General features: G+C 73.1%; 11 protein-coding genes. 8 read left to right on the forward strand and 3 right to left on the reverse strand.

The window, feature by feature from the left end; translation table 11 throughout:
* Positions 1-381, reverse strand: a 381-nt coding sequence (locus BGP73_RS23795) for a cold-shock protein (protein ID WP_069817295.1), incomplete at its 3' end; no start/stop codon positions are given.
* 265 nt (positions 382-646) lie between these two features.
* On the opposite strand from BGP73_RS23795, the gene BGP73_RS20990 reads away from it, so the two are divergent.
* Positions 647-913, forward strand: coding sequence for a hypothetical protein (locus tag BGP73_RS20990; protein ID WP_069817297.1), 267 nt, complete (start codon positions 647-649; stop codon positions 911-913).
* A 30-nt stretch (positions 914-943) separates the two neighbouring features.
* On the opposite strand, the gene BGP73_RS20995 is transcribed toward BGP73_RS20990, so the two are convergent.
* Positions 944-1,561 (reverse strand): HAD family hydrolase, encoded by a 618-nt coding sequence (locus BGP73_RS20995; protein ID WP_280138210.1) that lies wholly within the window; start codon positions 1,559-1,561, stop codon positions 944-946.
* 97 nt (positions 1,562-1,658) lie between these two features.
* On the opposite strand from BGP73_RS20995, the gene BGP73_RS21000 reads away from it, so the two are divergent.
* From BGP73_RS21000 to BGP73_RS21015, 4 genes are read left to right on the forward strand one after another with little or no spacing between them, the layout of a single operon-like run.
* Positions 1,659-2,684, forward strand: a complete 1,026-nt coding sequence (locus BGP73_RS21000) for a FecCD family ABC transporter permease (RefSeq protein WP_069817299.1) — start codon at positions 1,659-1,661, stop codon at positions 2,682-2,684.
* On the forward strand, positions 2,681-3,778 hold the full coding sequence (locus BGP73_RS21005; RefSeq protein ID WP_069817301.1) for a FecCD family ABC transporter permease: 1,098 nt from the start codon (positions 2,681-2,683) through the stop codon (positions 3,776-3,778). Before BGP73_RS21000 ends, BGP73_RS21005 begins: the two co-directional genes overlap by 4 nt.
* Complete coding sequence (locus BGP73_RS21010) at positions 3,775-4,623, forward strand: ABC transporter ATP-binding protein (RefSeq protein ID WP_069817303.1); 849 nt, start codon at positions 3,775-3,777, stop codon at positions 4,621-4,623. The genes BGP73_RS21005 and BGP73_RS21010 overlap by 4 nt, the downstream gene beginning before the upstream one ends.
* Positions 4,624-4,681: 58 nt before the next feature.
* A complete protein-coding gene (locus BGP73_RS21015; RefSeq protein WP_069817305.1) occupies positions 4,682-5,671 on the forward strand; it encodes an ABC transporter substrate-binding protein in 990 nt (329 codons plus the stop codon).
* Between the two features lie 43 nt (positions 5,672-5,714).
* On the opposite strand, the gene BGP73_RS21020 is transcribed toward BGP73_RS21015, so the two are convergent.
* Complete coding sequence (locus BGP73_RS21020; RefSeq protein ID WP_069817307.1) at positions 5,715-6,842, reverse strand: hypothetical protein; 1,128 nt, start codon at positions 6,840-6,842, stop codon at positions 5,715-5,717.
* Between the two features lie 507 nt (positions 6,843-7,349).
* Here BGP73_RS21020 and BGP73_RS22395 point away from each other — a divergent pair.
* The 3 genes from BGP73_RS22395 to BGP73_RS21035 all read left to right on the forward strand — a co-directional run bounded on the left by BGP73_RS22395 (position 7,350) and on the right by BGP73_RS21035 (position 12,760).
* Positions 7,350-8,036: a sensor domain-containing protein gene (locus BGP73_RS22395; RefSeq protein ID WP_170837905.1), complete on the forward strand. Its 687-nt coding sequence runs from the start codon at positions 7,350-7,352 to the stop codon at positions 8,034-8,036.
* Between the two features lie 445 nt (positions 8,037-8,481).
* The gene (locus BGP73_RS21030) at positions 8,482-10,980 is read left to right on the forward strand and encodes a helicase-associated domain-containing protein (RefSeq protein ID WP_069817311.1); all 2,499 of its coding nucleotides are present in this window, start codon (positions 8,482-8,484) and stop codon (positions 10,978-10,980) included.
* A 133-nt stretch (positions 10,981-11,113) separates the two neighbouring features.
* Positions 11,114-12,760 carry a DNA repair helicase XPB gene (locus tag BGP73_RS21035; protein WP_069817313.1) on the forward strand — a complete coding sequence of 549 codons (1,647 nt, stop codon included), beginning with the start codon at positions 11,114-11,116 and terminating at the stop codon, positions 12,758-12,760.
* Positions 12,761-12,865 lie beyond the last annotated feature (105 nt).

The following is a 12,865-nucleotide window of genomic DNA, read 5'->3' on the forward strand; positions in this document are numbered from 1 at the left end:
GACGTCCAGCTGGTCGGCGACCGCCCGGAGCATCCCGGCGATCTTCCGGCCCTGGGCGCGTTCGGGATAGCGGCCTCGCTCAAGCTGCTGCGAGACGCTCTCCAGCACCGTGGTGAGGTCCTGGACGATCGAGGCCAGTTCGTCCGGTTTCCGCCGCTGGGCGGCGGCCACGGACGGCGTCGGGTCCAGCACGGTCACCGAGAGGGCCTGGTCACCGCGGTGCCCTGCGACCACGCCGAACTCGACCCGCTGACCCGGCTTCAGCGTCTCGACTCCGGCCGGAAGCACCGAGGAGTGCACGAAGACGTCGCCGCCGTCATCACGGGAGAGGAAGCCGAAGCCCTTCTCGCTGTTGAACCACTTGACCTTGCCGGTAGGCACGTCCGTCCTCGTCCTCGTCCTCGTCGGGCCCATGGGAGACACAAACAGCTCCGAAGAGCGTTAGAGCGGTCCGCAGACCCGCCCCGGGTTCCGCACAGAACGGCCGCCCGACCCGCGCTCCGGTGGAGCACGCTTCGGACGCCCGTTCTGTGCGGAACCCTAAGGCTAATGATCGCGCACCCGGTGACAAGGTGTCGCCGGATGGCTCCCGTCTGTTCGCGGTGTCCCCGCGTCCGAGGACCCCATCCGGATCTACCCTGGTCCGGTGAGCGGTGAAACCCCGGCGAGCAGCGCCGGACCAGGCGACCGGCTGGTGCTGGTCGGCGCGGTCATCTTCCTGGTGGGGGCAGTCGCCACCGTGGTCACCGTGGCACCGCTGTTCCTGGGGGTCGCTCCGCTGCCGATCGCCGCCTACCTGATGAGCATGCTGATGGCCCTGGGATTCCTCCTCGCCGGAGCCGGATTCCTGCGGTCGATCGCCGCCCAGCGGCACCGGGACGGCTCGGAGCCGCCCACTCCCGGCCCCCGGTGAGGCCCCGGGCCCCGCGGACGCCGCTCGGCCCTACCGCTCACCGTGCCCGGCCAGCCACCGGGGGAAGGCGGTCAGATCCGGCAGCACCACGTCGGCGCCCGCGGCGCGCAGTTCCTCCGCGGTGCAGGGCCCGGTCGGGACCGCCACCGAGAGCGCCCCGGCCGTCCGGGCCCCGCGCACATCCCCGGTGTGGTCCCCCACGTACACCGAGGCCCCGTACTCCCGCAGCGCCTCCCCCTTGGCCTCCGCCCAGAGCCAGCCGATGACGGCGTCCGGCTCGATGCCCACGTGGCTGAGGTGGAGTTCGGCGTTGGGCTGGTGCTTCGCGGTGACCACGATCACCCTGCCGCCCGCCCGCCGTACCGATTCGACGGCCTCCCGGGCCCCGGGAAGGGGCGGCGAGGGGCTGATGGCGTGGCGGGGGTAGATCGCCCGGTACCGGTCGCCCACCTCCTCGATCCGCTCGTCGGGGAACCAGTGGGCGAGTTCCTGTTCCAGCGGCGGCCCGAGCCGGGAGACGGCGAGGTCGGCGTCGATATGCGTGCCGGTCTCCGCGGACAACGCCCGGTAGGCCGCCCGGATGCCGGGCCGTGAGTCGATGAGCGTCATGTCGAGGTCGAAGCCGACCGTCAGCGCAGGTATTGCCACACCTCCATTCTGCCGGACCCCACCCCGTACACTTAGGCTCGCCTAACTTCCACTCCGCTCACGGTGCGGAGACCGAGCCTCGCGTGGATGGGAGCCGATGTCGGCCGTCGTCGCTGATCCCAGAGCGGCTCTGCTCCGCCGCCGCACCGCCTGGACGGCCGCCGCACTCCTCGCGCTGCTACTGGCCGTGGTGCTGAGCCTGGCCGTCGGCAGCCGTCAACTGGCCCCCTCCGAAGTACTCGGCGCGCTGCTGCACGGCGGCTCCGGCGACGCCGCCCAGGTGGTCCGCGACCTCCGGTTGCCGCGCACCCTGATCGGCCTCATGGTCGGCGCGGCGCTCGCCCTGGCCGGCACGGTGCTCCAGGGCCTCACCCGGAACCCCATCGCCGACCCCGGCATCCTGGGGATCAGCCAGGGGGCGGCGGCCGGCGTGGTGCTGGCGATCGCCTTCGCGGGGGTCCACACCCTCGTCGGCTACGTCTGGTTCGCCTTCGCCGGCGCCGGTCTGGCCGCCGTGGCGGTGTACGCCATCGCCTCCCGGGGCCGCGGCGGAGCCAGCCCGGTGAAGCTCGCGCTGGCCGGCGCGGCCGTCAACGCCCTGCTGGTCTCGGTGATCCATTCGGTGCTGACCACGGACGCGGCGACACTCGACGAGTTCCGCTTCTGGAACGTCGGCTCGATCGCCAACCGGGACCCGGAGGTGGCCGCCCGGATCCTCCCCTTCCTGCTGGTCGGCGCGGTCCTGGTGGTGGCCTCGGCCCGCGGCCTGGACGCCCTGGCGCTCGGCGACGACGTCGCCCGGGGGCTGGGGCGGAACATCGCGGCGGTGCGGATCGTCGGCGGGCTCGGCGCGACGGTGCTCACCGGCGCCGGCGTCGCGGCCGCCGGCCCTATCGCCTTCGTCGGCCTCGCGGTACCGCACATCGCGCGGGCCCTGCTCGGCACCGACCACCGGTGGCTGCTGCCGATGGCCGCCCTGCTCGGCCCGGTGATGCTGCTCCTCTCCGACGTGGTGGGCCGGATCGTCTTCCCGCCGTCGGAGGTCCCGGCCGGGGTGACCACCGCTCTGCTCGGCGTGCCGTTCCTGGTCGCCCTGGTCCGGCGGAAGGCGGTGGCGGTGTGACCACCACCGTCTCCCGGCCCGCCTCCGCCGAGTCCGCCGTCCGGCCGTTCCAGCCGGCCGGCCACCACACGCTCCGGGTGCGGCGCGCGTCGTTCCTGCTGCACCGCAGATCGGCGGCGGTCACCGCCGGGCTCGGGGTGCTGCTGGCGCTGGCCGCTCTCGGCTACCTCTGCGCCGGCGAGACGGCGGTGGCTCCGCAGGAGGCCCTGAAGGCGGTGCTCGGCCAGCCGTCCGAGGCGGACTTCGTGGTCGGCACCCTCCGACTGCCCCGGCTGGTGGTGGGCGTGCTGGTCGGCGCGGCCTTCGGCCTGTCCGGCGCGCTGATCCAGACCGTCGCCCGGAACCCGCTGGCCAGCCCCGACATCATCGGGGTCAGCCACGGCGCCGGAGCGCTCACCGTCGGCGCGATGACCTTCGGCGTCACCTCCTACACCGTCCTGCCCTATCTCTCCGTCCTCGGCGGCCTCACCGCCGCCGCCCTCGTCTACCTCTTCGCCTGGCGCGGGGGGCTGCACGCCGGCCGGTTCGTGCTCATCGGCATCGGCTTCGCGATCGCACTGCGCTCGATCACCCAGCTGTTCCTCACCAAGGGCGACCAGCAGATCGCCCTCCAGGCCCAGGTGTGGCTGACCGGCTCGCTGAACGGGCGCGGCTGGGACGAGGCCGGCCCACTCGGGTGGACGCTGCTGCTCCTGCTGCCGTGGCTGGTGTGGGCCGGCCGGGCCCAGCGCCGGGTCGCCATGGACGACGACACCGCCACCGCGCTCGGGGCGCGCCTCGCCCCGACCCGCCTGGGCCTGGTGCTGATCGGCGTGGTCCTCGCCTCGGTCGCGACCGGCATGGCCGGCCCGGTCGACTTCGTGGCGCTGCTCGCCCCGCAGATCGCCCGGCGCACCGCGCGAACAGCCCAGATCCCCCTGGCGGGGGCCGCGTTGACCGGAGCGCTGATCGTCGTCCTCGCCGACCTGCTGGCCCGGGTGCTGCTCGCCCCCACCGAACTGCCCGCCGGTGTGCTGACCGCCGCCGTCGGGGCGCCGTATCTGATCTGGCTCATCGTGCAGAGCCGCAGCCGCCGAATCGGAGGGACAGCGTGACCGCACCGACCCGCCCGACGACCGAAACGGCCGCCCGGCTCGCCGCACGCGACCTGACACTCGCCTATGAGGACCGCACCGTCGTCGACGGACTCGACCTGGCGGTCCCGCCGGGAGAGGTCACGGTCATCGTGGGCCCGAACGCCTGCGGCAAGTCGACGCTGCTGCGGGCCCTGGGACGGCTGCTGAAGCCGAGGCGCGGGGCGGTGCTGCTGGACGGCACCGAGCTGAGCCGACTGCCGACCAGGAACATCGCGCAGTCCCTCGGGCTGCTGCCGCAGTCACCGGTCGCCCCCGAGGCGATCACCGTCGCCGACCTGGTGGCCCGGGGCCGGCAGCCGCACCAGCGCTGGTGGCAGCAGTGGTCGCCGGAGGACGAGCGGGCGGTCGGCGAGGCCATGGAGCGCACGGACGTGGCGCGGCTGGCCGACCGGCCGGTCGACGAACTCTCCGGCGGGCAGCGGCAGCGGGTCTGGATCGCGATGGCGCTCGCCCAGGAAACCGAACTGCTGCTCCTCGACGAGCCGACCACCTACTTGGACATCGCCCACCAGGTCGAGGTGCTGGACCTGGTCCGGCAGCTCAACCACGAACGGGGGCGCACCGTGGTGGCGGTGCTGCACGACCTCAACCAGGCCTGCCGGTACGCGGGGCACCTGGTGGCGATGAAGGACGGCCGGATCGTCGCCCAGGGCGAACCGGCGAAGACCGTCACCGAGGAACTCGTGCGGGAGGTCTTCGGACTCAGCTCGGTCGTCGTCCCCGACCCGGTGACCGGAGGCCCGCTGGTGGTGCCGGGCAGTCCCTGGCACGCCCCTTCCGACACCGGCGCCCAGACTCCGTAGAACCACCGTCCGCCCACCGGAGGCCGTCACGGCCACACACCAGAGAGGTGTTCCAGACATGTTCGCTCATCACACTCCCCGCACCGGCCTCCGTCGGCGGGCGGCCACCGCGACGGCCACCGCACTCGTCGGCTGCCTGGCGCTGACCGCCTGCGGCGCCGACTCCGGATCCGACGAGGCGAACGGCGGCGCCAAGGCCCAGCGCACCGTGAAGACGGCGATGGGCGATGTGCGGGTGTCCGAGGCGCCGCGGCGGGTGGTCGTGCTGGACACCGCCGAGTTGGACTCGGCGATCACCCTGGGCGTCAAACCCGTCGGGGCCACCAACGCGGGCACCAGTTCCGGTTTCCTCAGCTACCTGGACGAGGACGAGGTCTCCGGCGTCAAGAACGTCGGCACCATCGGCTCCCCCAACCTCGAAGCGATCAACGCGCTCAAGCCCGACCTGATCCTGAGCAGCAAGGTCCGGGACGAGAAGAACTACAAGAACCTCTCCCAGATCGCACCGACGGTGCTCACCGAGACCACCGGCTACCCCTGGAAGGAGAACTTCCAGGTGCATGCCGAGGCGCTCGGCAAGCAGGCCGAGGCGGAGAAGGTGCTCGCCGACTACGAGAAGCACACCCGGGAGGTCACCGAGGCGCTCGGCGGCGCCGACAAGGCCGGGGACACCGAGGTCAGCGTGGTCCGCTTCGTCGAGGGGGCCGACACCCGCCTGTACGGCGAGAAGAACTACATCGGCACCATCCTGGAGGACGTGGGCCTGGCCCGCCCCGCCATCACCGCGGAGGCGCCGGACGGCTTCGCCTTGGAGGTCAGCCCCGAGCAGATCGACAAGGGCGACGCCGACACGGTCTTCTACGCCACCTACGGCGACCCGGACAAGGCCAAGGAGAAGCAGATCACCGGCGGTGGCCTGTGGAAGAACATGAAGGCGGTCAGGAACAGATCCGCGTTCCCCGTCGACGACGAGCTGTGGATCCAGGGCATCGGCTACACCGCCGCGGACAAGATCCTCGACGAGCTGCAGGAGAAGCTGACCTCCTGACCTCCGGCCCCCGACGACCGGCGGCGCCGGACGTCGGGGCCGCTCAGGCCCTGAGCCGCCGAGCCCGCCACACCAGGAAGAGCGCCGAAGCAACGGCCGCGGTGCGCAGCGCGACCGGCCAGGTGTCGACGAGCACATCGGCCATCCCGCCCTTCGGGACCGCCTCACCCCAGCGGCCGTCGAACCGTCCCCACACCCAGACCAGGGCACCCGCCGCGACAAGGCCCGGCAGTCCCAGCACCGCCCACTTGGCCTCCGCCCGGGAGAGCCGGCGCGTGGCGTAGGCGATCAACCAGCCCGCCCCGAGGACCACCAGCGACCCCACGATCGCCCCGCTCACCAGGAGCGCGGCGGCGAGCAGCAGCAGCGGACTCATCGACCCGGAGCCGCGCAGCACCCGGCCCAGCAGGCCGCCCCCCGCACGGCCGGGCTCGGCCCACTCGCCCTCCTCGGCCTCAGCCGACCGCTCCGGTTCCTTCGCCCCCTTGGACGCCTTAGCGAAAGGATCCTGCGGCGGAGGGCGCAGCATCTCCGGGATCTCGATGCCGCCCACGAACCCCGGCACCGCCTCCCCCGGACCGAACCGGGCCCCCTCCGTCCCCCCGAACGGTCCGGGCTCGACCCGCCACCAGTCCACGTCGGCCGCTCCGCTGCCGACCTCGTCCTCCCCCGCCAGGTGCGGCGGGGCGGGGCCGTCCAGCGGCACGGTGGGAACGTACAGCGGGTCCGCCCCATCCGCTTCCCGCCCCTCCGGCGGCCCGCCCTTCTCCTTCACCGGGCGGTCAGGGCTACGCGGCCCCGGAACCTTGCCGGCCAGACCACCGAGCCGCCGCAGCAGCCCCAGCCGCTCCCGGGGGCTCGGCGGTCCCTGCGGTCCGGAGGGCGGCTCTTCCGCCTCCACCGGCCGGTGAACCGGCCGCGCGGGCTCCTGACCGTCATCGGCCACCCCGCCACCGGCCTTGCGCACCACCTCCTCGGGGGTGCCCAACTTCCCCAGGATCCGCTTGACGGCACCGGGGGTGTCGGAGGCACTGGACCGCTGCCGGTCGATCGTCTCCCTCAGCCCGGAGACGAGCCGCATCCGCTCAGCGGACGACAGCTGCTGTTGCTGCGCCAGGTCGCCGACGCGGCTCAGGTAGTCGTATACGAGCTGATCGCTTTCGATCCCCACGAAATCCCCTGCGGGTACGCGCTGTTGGTGGCCGCCGCCCCTGACGTTACCGGTCCCCGCCCACATCGGGGTGCGTACGGGGCCGACGTGCTGTTGCTGTTGCCGGGTGGGTGCGGGTTCTCGGTGGGTTGCTGTTGGTGGGGTGGGTGGGTGGTGCGGGGGCGGGTCCTGCGTGGGTGGGGGTGCCGCGACCGTCTATTTACGGGGCCGTGCGGGCCGGTCTTCCGGCTCTCTCGCCGTCCGCCCCGCAAATACACGGCAGCGTCTCGGCACCCCCACCCACTCCGGCCCCACCCCCTCCCGCCGTCTCCCCGCTGGCCCACCGACTCCGGTCTCCTGCCGGTTTCCTCTCCGGCTGCCCTCCGCCGTTCCCGCCCGGTCCGCAGGGTCCTGCCAGGGGAAATGGGTCCGGAGAGAGGGGGCTAGCACCGATGAGATCTCCCGTCTGGATTTCCACACTGGGGCCACCGACATGCTGACCGAGGGATGCTGAGCGGGGGTACGGCGATGAGCCTGGCGACCGGCGAGTTGAGGGACAGACGTGCGAATCCAGGAAACCCGGTCATTCTGGTGCTGCGAGGGGTCGTGTTGACTGGGCTGGCGATCGCGGAAGCCCTTCTGCTGCTGTGGGTCGCATTGGCCGCTTGTCTGGTATTCGTTTGGGGTCGGGGTTTACCTGCTGCCCGGGGCGTTGCAGACGGCGCGCAGGACACCGATCGGCAGCGCCGTCTGGCTCGCACCTGGTCCGGCGTCAGTGTGCCGGTCGTCCACCGCTCCGAGCGCGTGGAAAGGACCGGAGCCCCGGCTTGGCGGCGCGCGTTGGGGAAACTGACCGACGCTGAGACCTGGCGCGACCTGCTCAGGCTGCTGGTGAACCCCGTGGTCGGCCCGTTGCTGGCCTTCCTGCCCGCCGTCCTCGTCGTCGACGGCCTGTGGGGGCTGCTGATGCCGTTCTTGTGGGAGCCGGTGACCACTGCCTGGGACGGCGTGTGGTTCGCCTTCATCCCCGTCGGCGGTCAGACCACAGCGAACCTCGCAGCGGTGCTCGGCGTGGCGGAGATCGCCGTCGGACGCTGGCTGGTGCCCGGACGACTGCTGGGGGCGCACGGACGATGGGTCCGACTCATACTGGGCCGGGACCGGGAGGCCCGAGCCGCTGTCTCGACTCAGCGGGACGGGCTGCTCGTCAGCTGACTCGGTGTCCGAATGGCACGGTCGGAGGGATTTCAGGCGGCCGGTTGACGGAACGGCGCGATGACGGCACGGATTCGTAGACGCGAACAGGCCGGGCTACGAGGGGGCTACCGGGGTGCCGAGGGAGACGACGTGAGGGGGTGGGGCCGGAGTGGGTGGGGGTGCCGAGACGCTGCCGTGTATTTGCGGGGCTCTACAACCGAGAGGCTGCCCACCGGCCCGCACGGCCCCGTAAATAGACGGTCGCGGCACCCCCACCCACGCAGGACCCGCCCCCGCACCACCCACCCACCCCAGAAACACCAGCCACCGAGACCCCGCACCCACCCGGCAACAGCAACAACACCCCACCAAGCAACCCGCACAACACCCCGACCGGAAGCCCATCCCCTCCGAAGCTCCTAAGGTGGGATCCGAAAGCCACCCAGCGACAGCGGAGGCGCGTGTGGAGTCACCCACCGACCGGGCCGGGCACTCCGACCGCCAACCACGCACGCTCTCCGAGGAGCTGCGTGGCCGCTCGGAGGAGCAGTTGGCCGCGCTCCTCCGGGCCCGTCCCGATCTGCTGTCCCCGCTGCCCAGCGACCTCACCCAACTCGCGACCCGGGCCGCCACCCGCGCGTCGGTCACCCGCGCCCTGGGACGGCTCGACCGGTTCGTCCTGCAGACCGCCGAGGCGCTCGCCGTGGCCGCCGACCCCTGCGACTACGACACCCTGCTCATGCTGATGGCCGGCGACGACCGCGGGCAGAGCGCCCCAGACACCGCACGGGAGCTGCCGCGGGCCGTCGCCGCCCTGCGCGGCATGGCCCTGCTGTGGGGCGGCGAGGACCGCCTCCACCTGGTGCGCACTGCCCGGGAGCTGCTCGCGCCCGGCTCCTCCAAGCCGTCTCCGACCGGTCTGGGACCGACGGTGGCCGAGGCGACCGCCGGGATGTCCCCCGGCCGCCTGCAGGAGATCATCTCCACCGCGGGGCTGGGCACCACCCCCGATCCGGTGACCGCCGTCGCCGAGCTCACCTCGTTGTTCAACGACCGTCGGCGACTGGCCGCGCTGCTCGACGGCGCCCCCGCCGACTCCCGCTCGGTGCTGGACCGACTCACCTGGGGTCCCCCATACGGCACCGTGCCGGCCGACCCCGCCGCCCCCATCAGGTGGCTGCTCGCCCGGGGCCTGCTGCTGCCCACCGGCCCCGGCTCCGTGGTGCTGCCCCGCGAAGCCGCGCTGCATCTGCGCGGCGGACGTGCGCACCGGCGGCCCGAGCCGGTGCCGCCGGCGTTGGAGACGGCCGCGGAGTACCCGGTCCGGGTGGTGGACGCCACCGCCGCGGGGCAGGCGTTCGCCGCGGTCAGCATGGTCGAGGAGTTGCTGCGGCAGTGGGACACCGGCGGCCCGTCGGTGCTGCGAGCCGGCGGGCTGAGCATCCGGGACCTGCGGCGGACGGCCACCGCGCTGGAGGTGGACGAGCCGACCGCGGCCTTCTGGCTCGAGGTCTGCTACGCCTCCGGCCTGCTGGCCGCCGACGGTGAGAGTGACGAGCGGTTCGCCGCCACTCCGGCCTGTGACGACTGGCTGCGGCTGCCCCCACAGGAGCGCTGGGCCGCGCTGGTGTCGGCGTGGTTGCCGGCGACCCGCACCGCCGGAGTCGTGGGCGACGTCGACAGCAAGGCCCGGCCGCTCGCGGCGCTCGGCCCGGGGCTGGACCGTTCGCCGGCGCCGGAGGTCCGCCGCCGGACCCTGGCGCTCCTGGCTTCCCTGCCGCCCGGTTCGGTGCCCTCCCCCGAGAGCGTCCACGCGCGGCTGCGCTGGGAGCACGGCGACCCGGCGGATCCGCAGCGGTCCGCGGAGGAGCCCACCGCCGCTTCGGGGCTGCGGGCCCGGATCGCCGCCTGGACGCTCTTGGAGGCGGAGCTGCTGGGCCTGACCGGTCGCGGCGCGCTCGCCGGCCACGGCCGCACGCTCCTGGCCCCGTCCGCGGTCCACCCCCCGGAGGCGGCTGAGGCGGCCCAAGCCGCTGCCGCCGAGCTCGCCCCGCTGCTGCCCGAGCCGCTCGACCACATCCTGCTCCAGGCCGACCTGACGGCGGTCGCCCCCGGTCCGCTCCAGCGCCCGCTGGCGGAGATGCTGAGCGTGCTCGCGGAGGTGGAGTCGACCGGCGGGGCGACGGTCTACCGCTTCACCCCCGCTTCGGTGCGCCGGGCGCTGGACGCCGGCCGTACCACCGCCGACATCCACGCCTTCCTCGCCGACCACTCCCGCACGCCGGTGCCGCAGCCGCTCAGCTATCTCGTCGACGATGTCGCGCGCCGGTACGGCCGACTCCGGGTCGGCGCCGCCTCCGCCTACGTGCGCTGCGACGACGAGGGGCAGCTCGCGGAGATCCTCGCCGACCGGCGCTCCGCGGAGCTGCGGCTGCGCCGGCTCGCCCCGACCGTGCTGGCTGCCGAGGTCGACCCGGGGTCGCTGCTGGAGGGGCTGCGGGAGATGGGCTACGCGCCGGCGGCCGAGTCGGCCGGCGGTGATCTGCTCGTCAGCCGGGCCGACTCCCGTCGCACCGGCCCGCGCACCCCACCGGAGCCGGTGCCGGGCGGTCCGCCCGCCCCGGGCGGCACCCTGGTGTCGGCGGCGGTCCGGGCCATCCGCGCGGGGGACCGCGCCTCGACCGCCGTCCGCAAGCCGGTCTCAGGGGACGGCGGCGGGGACGGGCTGCCGCGGACCAGCCCGGCCGAGACGCTCGCCACCGTGCAGGCCGCCGCGCTCACCGGAAGCCATCTGTGGATCGGCTACGTCAACGCCGAGGGCGCCGCCAGTCAGCGGGTGATCGCCCCGGTGCGCGTCGAGGGCGGGTTCGTCACCGCCTACGACCACACGGCCGGTGAGGTCCGCACCTTCCCGCTGCACCGGGTCACCGGTGCAGCGGAGCTGGCCGACGACCCGGCCTGACCGGCGGTTTCCCTCGTCATCTCGGTTATCGCGGCCGGCCAAGTAGACTTTCCTACTTCGCGCTGGGTCAAGACCCGAGCCGTGGCAGGTGTGGTGTCTGTCACATGAGACGAGCCTATCCGCGGAGGTACGCGTGTCCTGTCTGATCGTCCAGAGCGACAAGACGCTGCTGCTCGAGGTGGATCACGAGCAGGCGGATGCCTGCCGCCGCGCCATCGCGCCCTTCGCGGAGCTGGAACGGGCCCCCGAGCACATCCACACCTACCGGCTGACCCCGCTCGCCCTGTGGAACGCCCGGGCGGCCGGTCACGACGCCGAGCAGGTCGTGGACGCCCTGGTGCAGTACTCCCGCTACCCCGTGCCGCACGCCCTGCTCGTCGATGTCGCCGAGACGATGGCCCGCTACGGCCGGCTGAGGCTCCTGAAGCACCCCACCCACGGTCTGGTGCTGGAGACCACCGACCGTCCGGTACTGGAGGAGATCCTCCGCTCCAAGAAGATCCAGCCGCTGGTCGGCGCCCGGATCGACCCCGAGACCATCGCCGTGCACCCCTCGGAGCGCGGCCAGATCAAGCAGACCCTGCTGCGGCTCGGCTGGCCCGCGGAGGACCTCGCCGGCTACGTCGACGGCGAGGCGCACCCGATCGAGCTCCACGAGGACGACTGGCAGCTGCGCCCCTACCAGAAGCAGGCCGTGGAGAACTTCTGGCACGGCGGCTCCGGTGTGGTCGTCCTGCCCTGCGGCGCCGGGAAGACGCTGGTCGGCGCGGGGGCCATGGCGACGGCGCGTTCGACCACGCTCATCCTGGTCACCAACACCGTCTCGGCCCGGCAGTGGAAGGCGGAGCTGGTGCGGCGCACCTCGCTCACCGAGGACGAGGTCGGCGAGTACAGCGGCACCCGCAAGGAGATCCGGCCGGTCACCATCGCGACCTACCAGGTGCTGACCACCCGCCGGAAGGGCGTCTACCCGCACCTGGAGCTGTTCGACTCCCGCGACTGGGGCCTGGTCATCTACGACGAGGTGCATCTGCTGCCCGCTCCGGTGTTCAAGTTCACCGCCGACCTCCAGGCGCGTCGCCGGCTGGGCCTGACGGCCACCCTGGTGCGGGAGGACGGCCGGGAGTCGGACGTCTTCTCGCTCATCGGCCCCAAGCGCTTCGACGCGCCCTGGAAGGAGATCGAGGCGCAGGGGTACATCGCCCCGGCCGACTGCGTGGAGGTGCGGGTCAACCTCACCGACTCGGAACGGCTGGCCTACGCGACCGCCGAACCGGAGGAGAAGTACCGCTACTGCGCCACGACCGCCACGAAGCAGGCGGTCATCGAGACGCTGGTCGGGCGGCACGCCGGCGAGCAGACCCTGGTCATCGGCCAGTACATCGACCAGCTCGACGAGCTGGGGGAGCACCTGGACGCGCCCGTCATCAAGGGGGACACCTCCAACGCCCAGCGGGAGAAGCTCTTCGACGCCTTCCGCCGGGGGGAGATCTCCGTCCTGGTGGTCTCCAAGGTGGCGAACTTCTCCGTCGACCTGCCCGAGGCGACGGTGGCGATCCAGGTCTCCGGCACCTTCGGCTCCCGTCAGGAGGAGGCCCAGCGGCTGGGCCGGGTGCTGCGCCCCAAGGCGGACGGCCACGAGGCCCGGTTCTATTCGGTGGTCGCCCGCGACACGGTGGACCAGGACTTCGCGGCCCACCGGCAGCGGTTCCTCGCCGAGCAGGGCTACGCCTACCGCATCGTGGACGCGGCCGATCTGCTGGCGGACGAGGGCCTCTGACACCGCCGGCCGCGGCGGCGGAAAAGCCTTCGCCCCCGCCGGCCCCGCTGACTAGAATCCCCTCCCCCGCCTCCCGACCCATCGCCGCCGGAGAGTGCAGCCGAC

This window comes from Streptomyces sp. TP-A0874 (genome assembly GCF_001748085.1).
GTDB lineage: Bacteria > Actinomycetota > Actinomycetes > Streptomycetales > Streptomycetaceae > Streptomyces.